Below are 17,749 nucleotides of genomic sequence, written 5' to 3'. Positions count from 1 at the left end.
CCGGCCACCCGGTCACCCAGCCCCCGGACGCCCAGCCACCCGGCCGCAGGGCCGGTCACCCCAGGCGGCGTACCGGCTCGCCCGCCAGGTACGCCCGGATGTCCTCCACGGCGTCGCCGTAGTACGTCGCGTAGTTGGCCTGCGAGACGTAGCCGAGGTGGGGCGTGGCGAGCAGGCGCGGGGCGGTGCGCATCGGGTGGCCGGCGGGGAGGGGTTCGACGTCGAACACGTCCACTCCGGCACCGGCGATACGGCCCTCGTGCAGGGCGGCGAGCAGCGCGTCCTGGTCGACGATGGCGGCGCGCGAGGTGTTGATCAGGTACGCGGTGGGCTTGAGGTGGGCGAGTTCGGCGGCGCCGAGCAGGCCGCGGGTGCGGTCGCTCAGCGCGAGGTGGACGGAGACGAAGTCGCTGCTCGACAGCAACTCCTCCTTGGAGGGGGCGAGTTCCACGCCCACCTCGTCGGCGCGCTCCTTGGTCAGATTCTGGCTCCAGGCGCTGACCCGCATCCCGAAGGCGAGGCCCACCTGCGCGACCCGGCTGCCGATCTTGCCGAGGCCGAGCAGGCCCAGGCGGCGGCCCTGGAGGTCGGCGCCGACGGTGGACTGCCAGGGGCCGCCCTCGCGCAGCGCGTTGTTCTCGGTCACCAGGTCGCGGGCGAGGCCGAGCAGCAGCGCCCAGGTCAGTTCCACCGGCGGGGTGGAGGAGCTGCCGGTCCCGCACACGGTGACGCCGCACCGCTCGGCGGCGGCGTAGTCGATGACCGAGTTGCGCATGCCGGAGGCGACGAGCAGCTTCAGGCGGGGCAGGCGGTCGAACAGCGCGGCCGGGAAGTGGACGCGTTCGCGCAGTGTGACGACGATGTCGAAGTCGGCCAGCGCGCTTGCGAGTTCGGCCTCGTCCGAGATGTGCTCGCGGAACGTGACGATCTCCACTCGGTCCTCGACCGGGCTCCAGTCGGCGGAGGCGAGGGCGGCGTCCTGGAAGTCGTCGAGCACGGCACAGCGCAGCAGCATGTCGGTTGTCTCCGTCCTTGGTTCAGGCTGATCAGCCGGTTCGATCACACCACTGTCCAGCAAACCTGGTGGACCACGGGCGGCGAGGGCTCGTACTGTCGAACGCGGGCAGCCACACGGACGACCACACCGAGACGATCAGAGGTGCCATGACGGACGCCATGACGGACGCCACCGAAGCCACCGCTCCCGCCACCGGATTCGCGGACATCCCGACGACCACGCTGGCCGACCTCCTCGGCCGGGCGCAGGTCATGGACATCGGCATCCGCTCGCTGTGGTCGCCGGTGCCCCGCGTGGCAGGGCCGGCGTTCACCGTGCGGTGTCCTCCCGGTGACAACCTCATGCTGCACGCGGCCGTTCACCGTGCCGCCCCGGGCTCCGTCATCGTCGTCGAGTCCGGCGACCTGGACTACGCCCTGGCAGGAGGCAACGTCTGCGCCGTGGCTCAGCGCCGCGGCGTCACGGCCTTCGTCCTGGACGGCCTGATCCGCGACCTTGGTGAAGTTCGCGAGGCGGGCTTCCCGGTCTTCGCCCGGGGCGTCATCCCGATCCCGGGCGGCAAGAAGGCCGTGGAGCCGCTGAACGCGGAGGTGACCTGCGGCGGCGCGAAGGTGAACGCCGACGACGTCGTGGTCGCCGACGAGGACGGCGTCGTGGTGGTCCCGGCCGCCCGCCGCGAGGAGATCTTCGTCGCCGCACGGGCCAGGCTGGCCAAGGAGGCGGACGAGACCCTCGACGCGTGGGAGGAGGCCCACCGCACCCGCGTCAACGGAATCCTGCGCGCCCAGGGCTTCGAGGACTGACACCGCCCGGACGGGCCACAGCCGTTCGAGGCAGGGGGACCTCGTTCACCGGGGCCCTGCCCGCCGGATCACCGTGGCTTCCACTGGGCGTAGATCCCGCCCTCGGTGTTGTGGACGGTGATCTGGTTCTCGAAGTGGAAGGGGTCCTTGCCCCGATTCAGGTCGGTGACGGCGTACCAGACACCCCATCCGGGGTCGCCGGGCAGCTCGATGAGCTTGCCCCGCACCGTCCCGGCCACCGTTTCGACCTCCACGCTGGACGCGGTGCCCTTGCCGCCGTAGTACACGCCGGAGAGGTAGCTGCGGCCGTTCTCGGACTCCTCCTGAAGGGTGACGCCGGAGTCGCTCCGGACGATGTTGCCGTCGACCACGCTCCGGAACTGCGGGTCGGGCGAGGAGGGCGTCGTCCAGTGCTTGCCCTCCGCCGTGAGCCAGAGCTCGAAGCCGGGGACGGCCGTCACATGCTCACCGGAGGCGACGATGCGGGGCGTCGGGGCCGGGGCGGCCGGCGAGGCGGGGGGTGTGGGCGAGACGGACACGGGCGCCGCCGGGGACGTGACGCCGGGGGCGCCGGATTCCGTGCCGGGCAGCACGACGACGGCCAGCGGCACCAGCAGCAGCCCGCACCCCGCGCCGAGTACGGCCGTCCGCCGCCTGAGCCGGATCCGCCGGCCCTGGCGCTCCACGGCCGCCAGCGGCAGCGGGGAGGGCGTGATGTCGTACGCGACCTCGGTCATTGCCCGACGCAGCCGTTCGGCCTCGGCGGCGTGTCCCGGGGCTGGGTCTGCTTCGGTCCTGGGGTGATTCATCAGTGGGCTCCGGAGACGGGGTGGGAGCGGTCGGAGGCGCCGGAGGCGTCGAAGGCAGGATGGGAGCGCAGGGCCGCGAGGCCGCGCCGCGCATGGGTCTTGACCGTTCCGATCGAGCAGTCGAGCACCTCGGCGATGTCGGTCTCGGCGAGGTCCTCCCAGTAGCGCAGCACCAGCACCGTCCGCTGCCGGGCGGAGAGCGTGGCGAGCGCCTCCATGACCGCGGCGCGGCGCTCGACGGACTCGGCGTGGCCGTTGTCCGGCTGGTGCACCCGCTCGGGCAGGAACGGCATCAGCAGATGCGTGACACGTCTCCTGCGGATCCGGTTGAGGTTGTTGTTGACGAGTGAGCGTCGTACGTAGAAGTCGACGTCCTCGTGCGGGACGCGCCCCCAGCGCGCGTACACCTTGGCCAGGGTGGTCTGCACGAGATCCTCGGCTTCGTGGTAGTCACCGGTGAGCAGGAGGGCGGTCCGTAGCAGACGGGCCCAGGCCGCACCGGCGTAGGCGGCGAAGTCGGTGCTCCCGGAGGAGGCTGCGAATCTCTCGTACTGGGGCACGGATGCGGTTCCTGTGGGTCGGGTACGGGGAGGAGAAAAGCCGAGGCGGGGACCGCGCGGGTCCGGACCGCGCGGTCCCCGCCGGGGGATCAGCGCAGCGTCAACCGGGCGTAGACCTTGCCCTTGGTGTCGTGGACGGTGACCCGGGACACGTAGTCCCAGGAGCCGCTGCCGGGCTTGACGCCGGCGGTGGCGTACCAGACGCCCCATCCGGGCTTGCCGGGCAGCTCGATGAGCTTGCCGTGCACCGTCCCGTCCGCCGTTTCGATCTCGACACGGGACGCGGTGCCCTTGCCGCCGTAGTACAGGCCGGAGAAGTAGGCGTTGTCGTCCGTGATCTCGGACTGGAGCGAGACTCCGGGGGTGTTCCTGTCGATGTTGCCGTCGACCACGCTGCGGAACTGCGGGTCGGGCGAGGAGGGCGTCGTCCAGTGCTTGCCCTCCGCCGTGAGCCAGAGCTCGAAGCCGGGGACGGCCGTCACATGCTCACCGGAGGCGACGATACGGGGCGTCGGGGCGGTCTTCTTCGCCGTCGGCTGCGTGGCCGTGACGGTCCGGGCCTTCGAGGCCGAAGCGGCCCGGGTCTGCGCCGCCCCCGCCTCGGCGACCGTTCCGTGCGGTGCCTTCGCGGGTATGGCGTACGACACCGTGGCCATCCCGGCCAGGGCGGCGGTGGTGACGGCCGCGCAGGTCAGGTACTTCAGCGTCCGTTTCATGAACGGGCAACTCCTAGCAGAACACGGACCCTTGGGGGATCCAGGCCGACGGGTGGAAGGAGGGCGCCTCTCCACCCGTTCAAACCCCTCCCGGTTCCCTTCCGGATGACACCCCCGCGGAATTTCTTCGCGAGGGGTGTCCTGGGCCGACGCGCGCCCGGGCGCTGTTCCCGTTCCGCTCGGCGCCCGGTGGCGATAATCGGGGCCATGATCTGCTCACGGTGCGCCGTCGCGGCCGAGTACTCGTGTTCCCGGTCCGGGCAGGGACCGTCCGCGGACGGCGGGGGCGCCGGATGACCGTCGGTGAGGTGCGGCGGCGGCTGCTGGGCGACCTGCTGGCGGTGGGGGCGCCGTACGGGCTGGCGCTCGCCGGTGGGGACGCGGTGCGGGCGCACGGACTGGTGGACCGGCCCGGCCGGGACGTCGACGTGGCCACCGAGAGCCCGGTCGAGACGGAGGACATCGTCGCGGCGGTGCGAGCCGGCCTGGAGGAACGCGGCTGGCGGGTGAGGACGTCGGGCACCGAGCCGCTGGCGGCCCGGCTGGTCATCGGTGGCACGGAGGCCGGGGCCGGGGAGGAGTACTCCGTGCAGGTGCTCAAGGAAGTGCTGTGGCGGCCGCTGGAGGCGGGCGAGTTCGGCCCGGTGCTGTCCGTCGAGGACCTCGTCGGCACCAGGGTGCGCGCACTGGCCGGTCAGGGGCTCGCCCCCGACCTCGTCGACGTCCACGCCGCCGCCGACCGGTGGAGCCACCCGGAGCTGGAGGAACTCGGTCGCCGCCACGCCGGTGACGTCCTCGATCTCACCGATCTGCAGACCCGGCTCGTCGGCGCCGAATGGATCGACGACCGCGAGTTCGCGGCCTGCGGGCTCGACGACCGGGCCGTCGCCGAGCTCCGCCGCTGGGCCCAGGAATGGGCGGACGACATCGGCGAACGGCTCGCGGAGTCCTCGGCGCCACCCGACGACGAGTGACGCCACCTCCTACGACCGACCGCGCGCCGCCGCCCGTCCTCTCCTCTCCCCCTTCCCTCCCCTGCGCCTACCCCGGCCCACAGCCGGGCCCCTCGTCAAAGGGTCAGCCGCTGATCACCGTCAGCCCCTCCGGAGCCGACACCTCCGCCGACCCGTCGGCCCTCACCGTGATGTCCAGGCGGTCCCCGCCGACTTGGAGCCCGGTGACCGTCAACGGGCCGTACGCGCCCGCGAATCCCGGGTTCACCGTGAGGGTGCCGGCGGGGACGTCCGCGCTCAGGCCGAGGGCCGACTGGAGGACGAGGACCGAGGACGCGGCCGCCCACGCCTGGGGCCGGCAGGACGCCGGATAGGGCGCGGGGCGCGGACCGGCCTCGATGCCGTGGCCCGCGAAGAGTTCCGGCAGCCGGGCGTCGAAGCCCGCCGACGCCGTCAGCAGACCGTCCGCCAGCGACGCCGCGGCGTCCGGGAAGCCGGACCGGACCAGACCGTGCACGGCGATCGCCGTGTCGTGCGGCCAGATCGAACCGATGTGGTAGCCGTACGGGTTGAAGCCCACCGCCTCGCTGCTCATCGTGCGCAGACCGTGGCCCGCGTCGAGGTCGCCGCCGGAGAGCCGGGCGGCCAGGAGCGCGCTCTCCTCGTGGTTCAGCAGGCCCGTGCCCAGGAGGTGGCCGAAGCCCGAGGTGACCGAGTCGGCCGGCCTGCCGTCGCCGTCCAGCGCGACCGCCGGGTACGGGCCCCGCTCGTCCTCCACCCAGAAGCGCTCGCGGAAGCGCGCGGCAAGCCGGTCCGCCCACTCCTCCCACTCGTCGGCCCCCGGGCGGCCGAAGGACCGCAGCAGCGCCGCCCCGCCGCGCGCGGCCTCGTAGGCGTACGCCTGCACCTCGCACAGCGCGATCGGCGGGCGGGCGAGGCGGCCGTCGCGGTGGCGGATGGAGTCGCCGGAGTCCTTCCAGCCCTGGTTGGCCAGGCCCCGGCCCGACAGGTCGACGTACTTGAGGAAGCCGTCGCCGCCGGCGTCACCCTGGTCGCGCATCCACGCCAGCGCCGACTCGGCGTGCGGCAGCATCCGCTCGACCTCCTCCGGCGCCAGGCCCCAGCGCCAGGCGTCGTGGAGCAGGGTGATCCACAGGGGGGTGGCGTCCACCGTGCCGTAGTACACCGGCGGGAGCGAGAACGTGTCGCTGTACGCCGAGGTGCCGCGCCGGACTTCGTGCAGGATCTTGCCCGGCTGTTCCTCGGAGACCGGGTCGGTGACGCCGCCCTGGCGACGGGCGAGGGTGCGCAGGGTGCCGGCCGCGAGATCGGTGCCGAGCGGCAGCAGCATGCGGGCGGCCCAGAGCGAGTCGCGGCCGAAGAGGGTCAGGAACCAGGGGGCGCCGGCGGCCAGGAACTGGTCCGGCCGGTCCCCGGGCGACCGCGGGTCCGTCAGGCGCAGGCGGTCCAGGTCGGCGAGGGACTGCTCCAGCCACCGGTCGAGGCTTCGGTCCGCGCTGCGCAGGACGGGGGTGCGCCACGGTACGGCGTCGGCGGGGGGCGCCGGGAACTGGTCGCCGTCCGCGTAGGCCGCGGTGCAGTCCAGGGTCACCGTCCACGAGGCACCGGGGTCCAGGGCGATGTCGTACGACAGCCGGCCGGCCGGCGCGTCCAGCGCGTCGGGCGCGGGCTCGCTGGTCAGGCGCACGGCGAACCCGTCGTCGGCCCAGGACAGTTCGCTCCCGCCGGAGTTCGTGGCCCGCGGGGGCGCCGTCTCCACCAGGCGCCCCGACTTGACCTGTTCCATGGTGGCGAGGTCGGTGGCGGCCGTGACCGTCAGCCGGAAACGGACCGACTGGGTGCCCGCGTTGGTGACTTCGAGGACTTCCCCGAGCCGGCCGGCCGCCGTGGTCCGGCGGCGGTGCAGGGCGACCGCGGGGTCCGCCGTCACCTCTCCGAGCCCCCGCAGGATCGACCGGAAGTCCGCCCGGTCCGCCCCGCGCAGCCCGCCCCCGACCGGCGCCAGCGGGATACCGTCGGCCGCGACGGTCAGCCGGGAGAGCGCCCGGCGGTCGCCGTGGAAGAAGCCGTCCGCGCCGCCGTCGAGAGCCCCGTCGGCACGCGAGATCACGAAGCTCGGGGCGTACAGCGTGACGACCGCGTCGTGCAGGAACGGCTGAAGGCCCTCGGTCACCGCGGGGGGCGGCGTGACCGAGCCGTTGGTGTCGGGGGTCTTGACAGTCGAGTCCAAGGGAGTAGAACCTCTCAGCGTTTGATCGTTCCAAAGACATTAAGTGACTCGTCAGAGCGCTGACAATGCTTTTGGAACGCTAAAACCCGCTCCTCGTTCCCTCTGCACGCCGGAGACACGCAATGCCCCGCTCCAGCAACGACCCGCCCGCCAGGGGCGGCCCGGTGACGCTCGCCATGGTCGCCCGCCGGGCCGGGGTCTCCCCGCAGACCGTGTCGAACGCGATCAACTCACCGGACCTGCTGCGCTCCGAGACCCTGGAGCGGGTCCGCCGGGTGATCGACGAGATGGGCTACCGCCCCAGCCGGGCCGCGCAGACGCTGCGCACCCGCTCCAGCAAGCTGATCGGCTACGGCATCCTGCCCTCCCCGGCCAGCAGCCCCGTCCTCGACCGGTTCCTGCACGCCCTGTCGCAGGCCGCCGACGAGGCCGGTTACCGGATCCTGCTGTTCGCCTGCCAGCCCGGCTCGCCGACCCTGGACGGCTACGAGGAACTGCTCGACCAGCACGAGGTCGACGGCTTCGTGCTCAGCGGCACCGAGCACAACGACCCCCGTCAGGCGTGGCTGGCCAAGCGGGACGTGCCCTTCGTCGCCTTCGGCCGGATGTGGTCGCGGCGGCAGATCGGCGACTGGATCGACGTCGACGGCGCCTCGGGCACGGACGCCGCCGTGGAGCACCTGATCGGCCTGGGGCATCGCAAGATCGCCTTCCTCGGCTGGGGACGCGGCTCCTCCGGCGCCGGTGACGACCGCGCCGAGGGCTGGCAGCGGGCCATGAAACGGCACGGGCTGCCGACCCGCGGGCGGCGCGCGCAGAGCGTGAACGACATCGACGCGGCCCGCGCCGCCGTGAAGCCGCTGCTGGACGCGGGGGCGACCGCGGTGGTCGCGGCCAGCGACATGCTGGCGCTCGGCTGCTACCAGACGCTGCGCGAGCGCGGCGCCGTTCCCGGCCGCGACGTCGCCGTGGTCGGCTTCGACGACTCGCCGACCGCCGAACTCCTGTCGCCCGCGCTGACCTCCATCGCCCAGCCCCTGGAGGAGGTCGGCCGGGAGTGCGTACGGCTGCTGCTGGCGCGGCTGGCCGCCCCCGACGCGCCGCCCGAACGCATCCTGCTGCCGCCGTCCCTGGTCGTCCGGGACAGCGCCCGCGCACCCGGTGCGGACGCGGTCGCACCCAACGTCTGACCCTCTGACGACGGCCCGGCAGGCGCCGGGCACCACGGGCCGGCACCGTCCCGACCGGCGCCGTCCCACCCCGAGTTCTCTCCTCCTCCACCCCCCGGCCGTGTTTCGCGCCGCCGGGCGGAGCCGCCACTCACATCCCCGATCCCCGGAGGAATCCATGTCCCACCGTAAGGCCGCCGCGGCCCTCGCCACCTGCGCGGCACTACTGGCCACCGCGGGCTGCTCGTCGAGCTTCGGCGGCGACAAGAAGACGGAGCAGGACACCGGCTCCGTCCAGCACCTGACGGTGCTGATAGCCAGCTCCGGCGACGCCGAGACCAAGGCCGTCAAGGAAGCGGCGGCCGCGTACGCCAAGCAGTCCGGCAACAAGGTGACCGTCGACGTCGCCAAGGACATGAACCAGCAGCTCGCCCAGGCGTTCGCCGGGCACAAGCCGCCGGACGCCTTCTACGTCAACTCCGACCAGTTCGCGAACTACACCAGAGGCGGCTCCCTGTACGCCTACGGCGACAAGGTCAAGGACGCCGACGACTTCTCCGAGCAGCTGCGCGCCTCCTTCACCCACGACGGCAAGCTGATGTGCCTGCCCAAGGACACCTCCACGCTCGCGCTGGCGGTCAACAGCGGCCTGTGGAAGAAGGCGGGGCTGACCGAGAAGGACTACCCGGCGACCTGGGACCAGCTGAAGAAGGTCGCGGGCAAGCTGACCGGGCACGGTGTGACCGGGCTGGTCGTGGGTGCCGAACACGCCCGGCTCGGCGTCTTCATGAAGCAGGCCGGCGGCTGGATCACCAACGCCGACCAGACGAAGATGACCGCCGACAGCGCGCAGAACGCGCAGGCGCTGACCTACGTGCAGTCCCTGCTGAAGTCCGGCTCCATGAAGTACGCCAACCAGGTCGACACCAACTGGGGCGGCGAGGCCTTCGGCAAGGGCAAGGCCGCCATGACCATCGAGGGCAACTGGCTCGACGGCGCCATGAAGGCCGACTACCCCGACGTCGCCTACAAGGTGGTCCCGCTGCCCGCCGGTCCGGCCGGCCAGGGCACGCTCGCCTTCAGCCAGTGCTGGGGCGTGGCCGCCGAGAGCGCCCACCGGGCGGCGGCCGTGGACCTGGTGACGTACCTGAACTCCAGCGCGCAGCAGCTGAAGAACGCCGACGCGTTCGGCGTGATGCCCTCGCGCACCAGCGCCCTGGCCGAGTACGCGAAGCAGAACCCGGCCGCGAAGGCGTGGGTCGACGCCAGCGCCTACGCGCAGGGCCCCGTGACCCTCGCCGGATTCGACAAGGTGCTGGGCCAGTTCAACACCGACCTCGCCGCGCTGGGCACCGCCGACCCGAAGAAGATCCTCGCCGACCTCCAGCGCAACGGCGAGCACGCGCTCACGAAGGGCAACTGACCCACCGTGTCCGCGCGTACGTCACACCACCCCCGGCCGGAGCCGCGTTCCCGCGCCGGCCAGGGGTCCCGTACGGCCGGCCCGCCGGGCGAACCTGACACGCCCGGCGGGCCCGGCCCGAAGTCGACGGCGCCCGCCCGGCGGGTGGGGCGCCGCGCGGAGGGCGCCTGGGGCTGGCTGTTCGTCAGCCCCGCGGTGCTCGTCCTCGGCCTCTTCCTGGTCCTGCCGACCCTGATGGCGCTGTGGGTGAGCCTGCTGCACTGGGACGGGCAGTCCAACCCGTTCAGCGCGCAGGCGGACTTCGTCGGCCTGGACAACTACCGGGCGCTGCTCACCGAGGACGGCCTCGACCGCACCCTGTTCGCGACCTCGCTGCGCAACAACGTGTACTACGTGCTGCTGACCGTGCCGCTCCAGACCCTCCTCGCGCTGGGTCTGGCGCTCATCGTCAATCAGCGGCTGCTGCGCGCCCGGGGCGCCCTGCGCACCGCGTTCTTCTTCCCGTCGGTGACCAGCTCGATCGCGGTCTCCACGATCTTCCTCTTCCTGTTCCAGGGCAGCGGCGCCGTCAACACCGCGCTGTCCTGGATCGGGGTGAAGGGCCCGAACTGGTTCAACGACCCGCGTGGAGTGCTGTCCCTGCTGCTCGGCGGCCTGGGCGTCGTCGACACCGGCCATCCCTCGGGTGTGCTGGCCGACCACTCCTTCATGGGGCTGTCCTGGTTCGAGTGGCTGTCCGGGCCGTCGGTCGCGATGTGCACGATCATCCTGCTCGCCGTGTGGACGACTTCCGGCACCTTCATGCTGATCTTCCTCGCGGCGCTCCAGGACGTGCCGCGCGAGCTGGAGGAGGCGGCCGCGATCGAAGGCGTCAACCGCTTCCAGATGCTGCGGTACGTGACGCTGCCCGCGCTGCGGCCCGTGCTGTTCCTCGTCCTCACGCTCGGTCTGATCGCCACCTGGCAGGTCTTCGACCAGGTGTACGTCATGAGCCAGGGCGCGCCCGGCAACACCACGCTCACCCCGGCCTTCCTGTCCTACTCGACCGCCTTCGACGACGCCGACTTCGGCCAGGGCGCGGCCATCGCCTTCGTCCTGCTCGTACTGATCCTGACCATGACGGCCCTGCAACGCTTCCTGCTGCGCGAGCGTGCCGCCCGTCCCCGGAGGAACCGATGAGCGCCCCTTCCACGGCCGCCCGGGCGCAGGGCCGTCCGGTGCTCGGACGCTTCCCCCGGCCCCTGCGGATCCTCGGGTACGCGCTGCTGGTGGCGCTCGGGCTGCTGTATCTCCTGCCGTTCGTCATCCAGTTGGTCACCGGGTTCAAGACGGACCCGGACGCGGCGACCCATCCGCTCGGGCTGTTCCCGGTCACCCCGACGACCGCCGCCTACCAGCGGCTGTTCGGGATCAGCAAGGCCGGGGACGGTGTGCCGTTCCTGCGCTGGCTGGGCAACTCGGTGTTCGTCGCGGTCGTCATCACCGCGGGGCGGGTGCTGTTCGCCTCGATGGCCGGGTACGCGCTGGCCCGGCTGCGCTTTCCCGGCCGCACCCTGCTGTTCGGGTTCCTCCTCACCGTGATCGCGGTACCCCCCATAGTGCTGCTGATCCCGAGGTTCCTGGTGCTCAACACCTTCGGGCTGTTCGACACCTACGCCGCCATGATCCTGCCGCTGCTGGTGGACGCGGCGCAGGTCTTCATCATGAAGCAGTTCTTCGAGTCGATCCCCCGGGAAGTGGAGGAAGCCGCGCGCGTCGACGGCGCCGGCGTCTTCCGCACCTTCTGGTCGGTCGTCCTGCCGATGGCCCGGCCCGCCCTGATCACCGTGACGATCCTGGCCTTCCAGGGCTCCTGGAACGAGTTCACCCACTACCTCGTGGCCACCCAGTCCAGCCAGTACGAAACCCTGACCACCGGCCTCGCCCGCATGGTCTCCGGCAGCCTGGGCGGCGGCACCCAGTACCCCCTGAAACTGGCCGCGGCCCTCCTGTCGACCCTCCCCGTCGCCATCCTCTTCTTCTGCTTCCAACGCCACTTCGTCCAGGGCGCGAACGCGGGGGCGGTCAAGGACTAGCAGCGCCTTTCCGATCTCATCCGATCGTTGGTTCGGTCATGAGGGACGGGGAGATTTCTGATGCTGCGTGGGCGGTGATCGCGCCGTTGCCACCGCCTGCGGGTCGTGCCTGGGGCGGTGACGGGATCACCGCCAGGTGCTGAAGGCGCAGCAGGTACCCGCAACGACCGCGCCCGGGCCGAAGCGGTCATCAACTGGATCCGCGCCGCGGCGGGCGGGACAACCCGCCGCGCCGCCCATAACGTTTCTGCAGGTCAGCAGGGGCGTTCCGTGGTCACCTGGGCCGGTGAACCGGGTCGGAGTACCGCAACTCGCCCTGCCTGGGCGCGGTTGTCCCCCGTGATTGGCAAGGGGCCATCAGGAGGGGATCACCATGGCCATTCCGCAGGTCGCGCGTCTCATCACTGCCATCGGTGCCGCCGGCGCGCTTGTCTTCACCTCGGCGACGGGCGCCAGTGCCTCGCAGTCGGCTCGACACCCGTGCGGACCTTCGAGTACAGCGTGGGCGGTGTGACCATGAAGGTCCCGACGGGCTGCATGTTCACGCACATCATCCGCGGCAGCGCTCTCCGGATCACCTACCGGAACGCCGGTGTCGACTTCACCTACGCGGACACCGGCAACCGCACCTATCGCATCTGGCGCTGCGGGACGCACGCCGGGCGCACGAAATCAACCCCATGCGGACCAACTCTCCTCAGGCGTTACCTCGTTATGGCAAGGCATGCGCCCGCCTCCACGTCAACGGCGTGTGGCAGGTGGGCCGGTGTCGTCGGGTCGCGGGGTGAGTCGTTCATGGGTGAGCAGTGGGAGTGGCGGCGGTGGGCCGGGGTTGGTGGGTTCGGGGTTGGGTTCGGTGTCGTCGTTGGGTTCTTCGCGTTCTTTCCCGGGTTGCCGCATGTCATCGACTGGGGTGCTCTTCTTGTGGCTCTGGGGATGGGGCTGCTTGGGCGGTGGGGTGGGCGGGCCTGGGTGAAGAGGCTTCGCCTGTTTCGGTGTTAGGGCGGCGGGACGCGATGGCCAGGGTCAGGGTCACCGCTGTCGAGGCCGCCGCCGTCGCCGTCATCGCCGTTGCGGGCGAGGTGAGTTGGGCGACCGTGCCCGCCAGGGTGGCGCTGACGCCCTGGAGGGTGAGCATGCCCGCGGAGTGCAGGCCGAGGGCGTGCCCGGCCAGTTCGTCGGGGGTCGAGTTCATCAGGCGCTCCTGCTGGACCAGGCTCGCGCCGAACCCGACGGAGGCGAGAGTGACCAGGCAGGCGGCCACCGGTACGGGCGGGTGGAGGGCGAAGAGCAGGTACGGGCCGGCCAGGAGCAGAAGCAGCGGCGTGGCCGCCCGGCGCCGTACCGCCGGAGGCAGCAGGCGGCCCACCGTCACGTCGCCGGCCAGCATGCCGAGCGCCGCGCACGCGAACAGCGTGCCCGCCGCCGCGGGGGCGTAGGAGACGTAGAGGGACTCGCAGCCGACCACCAGGCCGTTGGGGAGCCACAGGCCCAGGTAGGTCAGGCGGCGCCGGCGGGACGACCACAGCAGGGCGTTGGTGCGCCAGGTCGCCGAGACCGAGGGGCGGCCGGAGGCACGGGGCCGCCGGTGGGTCAGGCCGAGGCGGAGCACCGCGGCCGCCACCGCGTACAGCACGGCGGACAGCAGCAGCGAGAACCGCGGTGACAGCGTCGCCACCAGCACCCCGCCCGTGGCGAACCCGGTGATCTGCATGACGCCGCTCATCATGTTGAACACCGAACGCCCCAGCAGATAGCCGTCCTTGGACAGGATCTCGTTCAGCAGGCCCCAGCGGACTCCCCCGCCCAGGGAGGCGACCAGCCCCTGCGCGAGGACCACGGCGAAGACCGCCCACAGCGCCAGTCCGGGCACCGCCAGCAGCGCCGTGCCCGCCGCGAAGGACAGGCACACGCCCACCAGCGCACGGCGCGGCGGCAGCCGGTCGGCGCCGGACAGGAAGAAGGTCGCGCCGAGCATCTGGGCCAGCGAGGGGCCGAACATGCTCACCGCGGAGAGCAGCGGCGAGTCCGTCGCCCGGTACACCAGGGTGCCGAGCGCGAGTCCGCTCGCCGTCTGGGCCACCGTCTGCGCGCAGGACGCGAGGAAGAGCGGGGTGAACTCCGGGGTGCGGAAGAGTTGTCGGTAGCTGCGCATGCGCCGGAGTCTCGGGCGGGCACGGAGCCAGTGGTTATTGTTTCGCACAGGTGCGAAAGGTCGCCGAGGGCGGGAGGTTCCATGGGCTGGTGGCAGGTCAACGCCGACACGCTCGCCGGGAGCCGGTTCCTGCTCTCGCCGCTCGCCGAGACCTTCGCGAGCCTGCAGCTGCTGCACGCGGGCACCGGCCATCACCCCGGCGAGCAGGCGTGGCTGCGCGCGCACCTGCCCGCCTACCGGCGGCTCCTCGCCGACGACCCTGTCACCGCGCTCCTCGTCCGCGCCGGACTCGGCCGGGACTGGATCGCCGACTTCCTCACCCCCACGCCACGGGACGAGGAGTCCTTCGAGGAGGGTGTCGAGCGGGTACGCGCCACCGACCCGGCGGACGCCCGCGCGCACCTGCGGACCTCGCTCGCCGGGCCGCTGCCGGCCGCGCTGGAGCGGGACGACCTGCCCGAGCGCGCGGCCCGGCTCCTGGAGTACGTCTGGGCGGACGCCGTACGGCCCTCCTGGGGCCGGCGGCGGCGCGTCCTCGAAGCCGATGTCGTGGCACGGACCGCGCAGGTCAGCCGGGGCGGCTGGGCGGCGGTACTGGACACCCTGCGGCCGGGCACGCGCTGGCTCGGCGAGAGCCGGTTCCAGGTCAACCTGCACGAGTATCCGCCGCGCGAGATCTCCGGCGCCCAGCTCGTCTTCGTCCCGGTCACCCCGAAGGCCGGCTGGGTGTCGTGGGACGAGACGCGGCGCCGGTACGCCGTCGTCTACCCCTGCGCCGGCGCCCTCGCCGACACCGACGCGCGCCGCTCCGCGGTGCCCACGGGCCTCCTCGCACTGCTGGGCCGTACCCGCGCGCAGGTGCTGATCCTGCTCGACTCGCCGCTCAGCACCACCCAGCTGACCGCCGTGACCGGGCAGAAGCTGGGCTCCGTGGGCCGCCATCTGCGCGTGCTGCTGGACGCGGGGCTGGTGGAGCGCCGGCGGGCCGGACGATCGGTGCTGTACTCGCGAACCGGGGCGGGCCAGGTCCTCGTCGAGGCGGCAGCCTCAAGGACGGGCGCGGGGACGAGCCCTGGGCAAGGAGACCGCCGCTCGGCAGTGCCACCCCCGCGCGGCTAGCATCCGCTCATGACCACTTCAGACAGCAACGGCGCCATCGCCCCCGACTCCCCCCTGGCCGTGGAGATCGGCGCTCTCCAGGGCGGGCCGGCCGGTCTCGGGCAGTACGCGGGGCAGGTCGTGCTCATCGTGAACGTGGCGTCCAAGTGCGGGCTCACCCCGCAGTACGCCGGGCTCGAACAACTGCACGAGCGATACGCAGGGCAGGGCTTCACCGTGCTCGGGGTTCCGTGCAACCAGTTCATGGGGCAGGAGCCCGGCAGCGCCGAGGAGATCGCCGAGTTCTGTTCCGCCACGTACGGCGTCACCTTCCCCATGACCGAGAAGGTCGAGGTGAACGGGGAGGGGCGGCACGCGCTCTACGAGCGTCTGACCGGCTTCGCCGACGCCGAGGGCCACAGCGGGGACATCCGCTGGAACTTCGAGAAGTTCCTGGTCGGCCGGGACGGCAAGGTCGTCGCCCGGTTCTCCCCGCAGACCGGCCCCGAGGCCGCCGAGCTGGTCGCGGCCGTCGAGCAGCAGCTCGCCTGACGGGCCCGCCCCACGCCCGTCCGCACGCGTCCCGCTTGAAGGGCCTGCCACCAGGGGCGTTCACGCCGAGGCCGTTCAGTCCGGGGCGGGGGTCCGGGGGCAGCAGTCCCCAGACCCCCGCACCCGCCAGCGGTCACTTCAACTCGTCCGGGCACGGAGTGCCCCGCGGCAGCTGGTACGGCGCCGCCAGGCGGTACGTGCCCGCCTTCGGCGCGACCAGCACGGTCCACTTGTCGCCCTCGGCGTCCTGCTCCGTCTCCATGAGGCAGCCGTTGACGTTGTCGTACGTCTTCGGCTCGCCCCCGGCGCGGTGCTTGGAGGCGTCGGTCTCCTGGGGCGGCTTGAGGCTCTTGCCCTGCTCGTCGACGAGGCTCAGCCAGGGCGAGTACGGGATGCGGATGAGGACGCGGCCGGCCTTGCGCACCTGAAGGGTCATCTCGCCCTGCTCGGCACGTTCGACGACCGCGTCCGGCTCGGCGAGCGACGCCGGGTCGGTGACCTTGAACAGCTGCCAGTTGGCGTCGCCCCAGACCTGCTTGAGGTACGGCATGCCCTCCTGCACCAGCGCGCGTTCGCGCTCGCCGCCGTTGCCGTCGACGTCGCCCTTGGGCAGCACCACGTAGTGCACCGCCCACCGCTGCAACCAGTCGTGGTAGTTCGCCGAGTTGAGCGTGTCGTCGTAGAAGAGCGGGTTGCGCTGCATGTCGGCCTGCCGGTTCCAGCCGCGGGCCAGGTTGACGTAGGGTGCCAGCGCGGAGGCCTCGCGGTGGGAGCGGGCGGGGACCACCTCGACTCTGCCCTTCTCCGCGCCGACCCGCTGCAACTGGTTGACCAGGGGGGCCAGCTCGCGCGCCCAGGAGGCGGCGGGCGTGGTGTTGACGATGTCGTCGACCGACTTGAACCCTATCCAGCCGACGAAGCCGACGACGGCCAGCACGATCGTGTACCAGGTGCGCGAGCGCGGGACCGCGAACGGCAGCGCCGCCACCAGGACCACCCCGCCGAACAGCATGGCCAGCCGGGTGATGTTGGAGCCGATCTGGGAGCTGATCAGCCAGACCAGGACCACCGCCAGGCCGTACACCGCGGACGTGATCCGGACCGTCTTCCACTCCCGGGGAACGAGGACGACGGCGAACACGGCGTAGATCAGGGGCAGGATCACCGAGGCGAACGCCATCGGCTGGGTGCCGGAGAACGGGAACAGCCAGGCCGACGCGGCCACCACCGCGGCCGGGGCCAGGCCCAGCGCCCACGCGCCGGGCCGGCGCTTCTGGAGGAACAGCGCGACCGCGACCAGGCCCACGAACAGGCCCGCCACCGGCGAGGACATGGTGGCGAGCGCGGCCAGCGGGGCCGCGACCAGCGCCTTCGCCCAGCGTTTGAAGCGCCAGCGGTGCGGCCAGCAGAACACGGCCGCGACCGCGCCCAGCGCGAACATCGTGCCCAGCCCGAAGGTCACCCGGCCCGACAGCGCGTTGCACAGCAGCCCGAAGACGCCCATCAGCGCGGCCCACAGCGGGTTCCTGACCGAGCGGCTGCGGATGAGGACCAGCGTCAGCAGGCCCGCCGAGGCCGTGCCCGCGATCATCATGGTCGTACGGACGCCGAGGAGGGACATCAGATACGGCGACACCACGCTGTAGGACACCGGGTGCATGCCGCCGTACCAGGCGAGGTTGTACGCCGAGTCGGGGTGCCGGCCGACGAACTCGGCCCAGGCGTCCTGCGCCGCGAGGTCGCCGCCGCTGTTGGCGAACGTGAAGAACCAGACGATGTGCAGCAGGCCGGCCAGGACGGTGACGGACAGGACCGGGTGCCGCAGCATCCGCTCCCGTACCGCCATGACCGCCGACCGGGCGCGGGACCGTTCACCGTCCCGATGCTCCCCAGGGTCGCCCACCGGGCCACCCGGCCGCCCGCGGTCACCGTCCGTGTCAGACGTGGACGCTCCTATTCGCGAACCGTTCCCCGGGCCCGGATCGGCGTCGTCGGCGCGTGTCGGATCCGCTGTGGCCACCTGAAGGCACTCCCCGTGTCCTGTTTTCCCTGTTCGCCGCCGCGTCCCACGACCGGCGACGTGCCCGATTCGTGACGCTAGCACGCACCCCGCCGGGTCAGCTCCCGGGTGGGGCTGCCCGACGGGGTGCGCGGGGGCGGCGACGGC

Annotated in this window: 15 protein-coding genes; 8 read left to right on the top strand and 7 right to left on the bottom strand. The window is 72.2% G+C overall.

Annotated features, from left to right (window positions below; translation table 11 throughout):
• Positions 1-55: 55 nt before the first annotated feature.
• Positions 56-1,015 carry a D-2-hydroxyacid dehydrogenase family protein gene (locus ACWC91_RS13320; protein WP_225074695.1) on the bottom strand — a complete coding sequence of 320 codons (960 nt, stop codon included), beginning with the start codon at positions 1,013-1,015 and terminating at the stop codon, positions 56-58.
• A gap of 161 nt (positions 1,016-1,176) precedes the next feature.
• Between ACWC91_RS13320 and ACWC91_RS13315 the strand changes: the two genes are divergently transcribed.
• Positions 1,177-1,821 carry an RraA family protein gene (locus tag ACWC91_RS13315; protein ID WP_450643477.1) on the top strand — a complete coding sequence of 215 codons (645 nt, stop codon included), beginning with the start codon at positions 1,177-1,179 and terminating at the stop codon, positions 1,819-1,821.
• Positions 1,822-1,889: 68 nt separating this feature from the next.
• On the opposite strand, the gene ACWC91_RS13310 is transcribed toward ACWC91_RS13315, so the two are convergent.
• From ACWC91_RS13310 to ACWC91_RS13300, 3 genes are all read right to left on the bottom strand, one after another.
• Positions 1,890-2,558, bottom strand: coding sequence for a hypothetical protein (locus tag ACWC91_RS13310; RefSeq protein WP_225074693.1), 669 nt, complete (start codon positions 2,556-2,558; stop codon positions 1,890-1,892).
• Positions 2,559-2,629: 71 nt separating this feature from the next.
• Positions 2,630-3,190 (bottom strand): SigE family RNA polymerase sigma factor, encoded by a 561-nt coding sequence (locus tag ACWC91_RS13305; protein ID WP_141360262.1) that lies wholly within the window; start codon positions 3,188-3,190, stop codon positions 2,630-2,632.
• 89 nt (positions 3,191-3,279) lie between these two features.
• A complete protein-coding gene (locus tag ACWC91_RS13300) occupies positions 3,280-3,906 on the bottom strand; it encodes a hypothetical protein (RefSeq protein ID WP_225074691.1) in 627 nt (208 codons plus the stop codon).
• Between the two features lie 293 nt (positions 3,907-4,199).
• On the opposite strand from ACWC91_RS13300, the gene ACWC91_RS13295 reads away from it, so the two are divergent.
• Positions 4,200-4,880 carry a hypothetical protein gene (locus ACWC91_RS13295; RefSeq protein ID WP_450643469.1) on the top strand — a complete coding sequence of 227 codons (681 nt, stop codon included), beginning with the start codon at positions 4,200-4,202 and terminating at the stop codon, positions 4,878-4,880.
• A 103-nt stretch (positions 4,881-4,983) separates the two neighbouring features.
• On the opposite strand, the gene ACWC91_RS13290 is transcribed toward ACWC91_RS13295, so the two are convergent.
• Complete coding sequence (locus tag ACWC91_RS13290; protein ID WP_450643468.1) at positions 4,984-7,110, bottom strand: amylo-alpha-1,6-glucosidase; 2,127 nt, start codon at positions 7,108-7,110, stop codon at positions 4,984-4,986.
• Between the two features lie 122 nt (positions 7,111-7,232).
• Here ACWC91_RS13290 and ACWC91_RS13285 point away from each other — a divergent pair, with 122 nt between their 5' ends.
• The 4 genes from ACWC91_RS13285 to ACWC91_RS13270 all read left to right on the top strand — a co-directional run bounded on the left by ACWC91_RS13285 (position 7,233) and on the right by ACWC91_RS13270 (position 11,777).
• The gene (locus ACWC91_RS13285) at positions 7,233-8,300 is read left to right on the top strand and encodes a LacI family DNA-binding transcriptional regulator (RefSeq protein WP_376504883.1); all 1,068 of its coding nucleotides are present in this window, start codon (positions 7,233-7,235) and stop codon (positions 8,298-8,300) included.
• Between the two features lie 157 nt (positions 8,301-8,457).
• A complete protein-coding gene (locus ACWC91_RS13280) occupies positions 8,458-9,702 on the top strand; it encodes a sugar ABC transporter substrate-binding protein (RefSeq protein WP_450643467.1) in 1,245 nt (414 codons plus the stop codon).
• A 144-nt stretch (positions 9,703-9,846) separates the two neighbouring features.
• Entirely contained in the window at positions 9,847-10,881 is a 1,035-nt protein-coding gene (locus ACWC91_RS13275) for a carbohydrate ABC transporter permease (RefSeq protein WP_376504907.1), read from the top strand.
• Complete coding sequence (locus tag ACWC91_RS13270) at positions 10,878-11,777, top strand: carbohydrate ABC transporter permease (RefSeq protein ID WP_225074685.1); 900 nt, start codon at positions 10,878-10,880, stop codon at positions 11,775-11,777. Before ACWC91_RS13275 ends, ACWC91_RS13270 begins: the two co-directional genes overlap by 4 nt.
• A gap of 901 nt (positions 11,778-12,678) precedes the next feature.
• On the opposite strand, the gene ACWC91_RS13265 is transcribed toward ACWC91_RS13270, so the two are convergent.
• Positions 12,679-13,932, bottom strand: coding sequence for an MFS transporter (locus ACWC91_RS13265; RefSeq protein ID WP_450643171.1), 1,254 nt, complete (start codon positions 13,930-13,932; stop codon positions 12,679-12,681).
• A gap of 81 nt (positions 13,933-14,013) precedes the next feature.
• Between ACWC91_RS13265 and ACWC91_RS13260 the strand changes: the two genes are divergently transcribed.
• Together ACWC91_RS13260 and ACWC91_RS13255 are read left to right on the top strand one after the other, a co-directional pair.
• Positions 14,014-15,051, top strand: a complete 1,038-nt coding sequence (locus ACWC91_RS13260; protein ID WP_225074682.1) for a helix-turn-helix domain-containing protein — start codon at positions 14,014-14,016, stop codon at positions 15,049-15,051.
• A 9-nt stretch (positions 15,052-15,060) separates the two neighbouring features.
• A complete protein-coding gene (locus ACWC91_RS13255) occupies positions 15,061-15,582 on the top strand; it encodes a glutathione peroxidase (protein WP_225074681.1) in 522 nt (173 codons plus the stop codon).
• 133 nt (positions 15,583-15,715) lie between these two features.
• On the opposite strand, the gene ACWC91_RS13250 is transcribed toward ACWC91_RS13255, so the two are convergent.
• Positions 15,716-17,602, bottom strand: a complete 1,887-nt coding sequence (locus ACWC91_RS13250; protein WP_281154119.1) for an MFS transporter — start codon at positions 17,600-17,602, stop codon at positions 15,716-15,718.
• Positions 17,603-17,749 lie beyond the last annotated feature (147 nt).

The sequence above is a fragment of the Streptomyces sp. NPDC001204 genome, from assembly GCF_053598035.1.
Note: the sequence above shows the minus strand (reverse complement) of the source record. Positions and strands in the feature narration are given on the sequence as shown.

What these genes read in the sequence shown, in the direction of transcription:
- ACWC91_RS13320 (WP_225074695.1), bottom strand. Translation starts at nt 1,015, where the DNA reads ATGCTGCTGCGCTGTGCCGTGCTCGACGACTTCCAGGACGCCGCCCTC.
- ACWC91_RS13315 (WP_450643477.1), top strand. Translation starts at nt 1,177, where the DNA reads ATGACGGACGCCACCGAAGCCACCGCTCCCGCCACCGGATTCGCGGAC.
- ACWC91_RS13310 (WP_225074693.1), bottom strand. Translation starts at nt 2,558, where the DNA reads ATGACCGAGGTCGCGTACGACATCACGCCCTCCCCGCTGCCGCTGGCG.
- ACWC91_RS13300 (WP_225074691.1), bottom strand. Translation starts at nt 3,906, where the DNA reads ATGAAACGGACGCTGAAGTACCTGACCTGCGCGGCCGTCACCACCGCC.
- ACWC91_RS13295 (WP_450643469.1), top strand. Translation starts at nt 4,200, where the DNA reads ATGACCGTCGGTGAGGTGCGGCGGCGGCTGCTGGGCGACCTGCTGGCG.
- ACWC91_RS13285 (WP_376504883.1), top strand. Translation starts at nt 7,233, where the DNA reads ATGCCCCGCTCCAGCAACGACCCGCCCGCCAGGGGCGGCCCGGTGACG.
- ACWC91_RS13280 (WP_450643467.1), top strand. Translation starts at nt 8,458, where the DNA reads ATGTCCCACCGTAAGGCCGCCGCGGCCCTCGCCACCTGCGCGGCACTA.
- ACWC91_RS13270 (WP_225074685.1), top strand. Translation starts at nt 10,878, where the DNA reads ATGAGCGCCCCTTCCACGGCCGCCCGGGCGCAGGGCCGTCCGGTGCTC.
- ACWC91_RS13265 (WP_450643171.1), bottom strand. Translation starts at nt 13,932, where the DNA reads ATGCGCAGCTACCGACAACTCTTCCGCACCCCGGAGTTCACCCCGCTC.
- ACWC91_RS13260 (WP_225074682.1), top strand. Translation starts at nt 14,014, where the DNA reads ATGGGCTGGTGGCAGGTCAACGCCGACACGCTCGCCGGGAGCCGGTTC.
- ACWC91_RS13255 (WP_225074681.1), top strand. Translation starts at nt 15,061, where the DNA reads ATGACCACTTCAGACAGCAACGGCGCCATCGCCCCCGACTCCCCCCTG.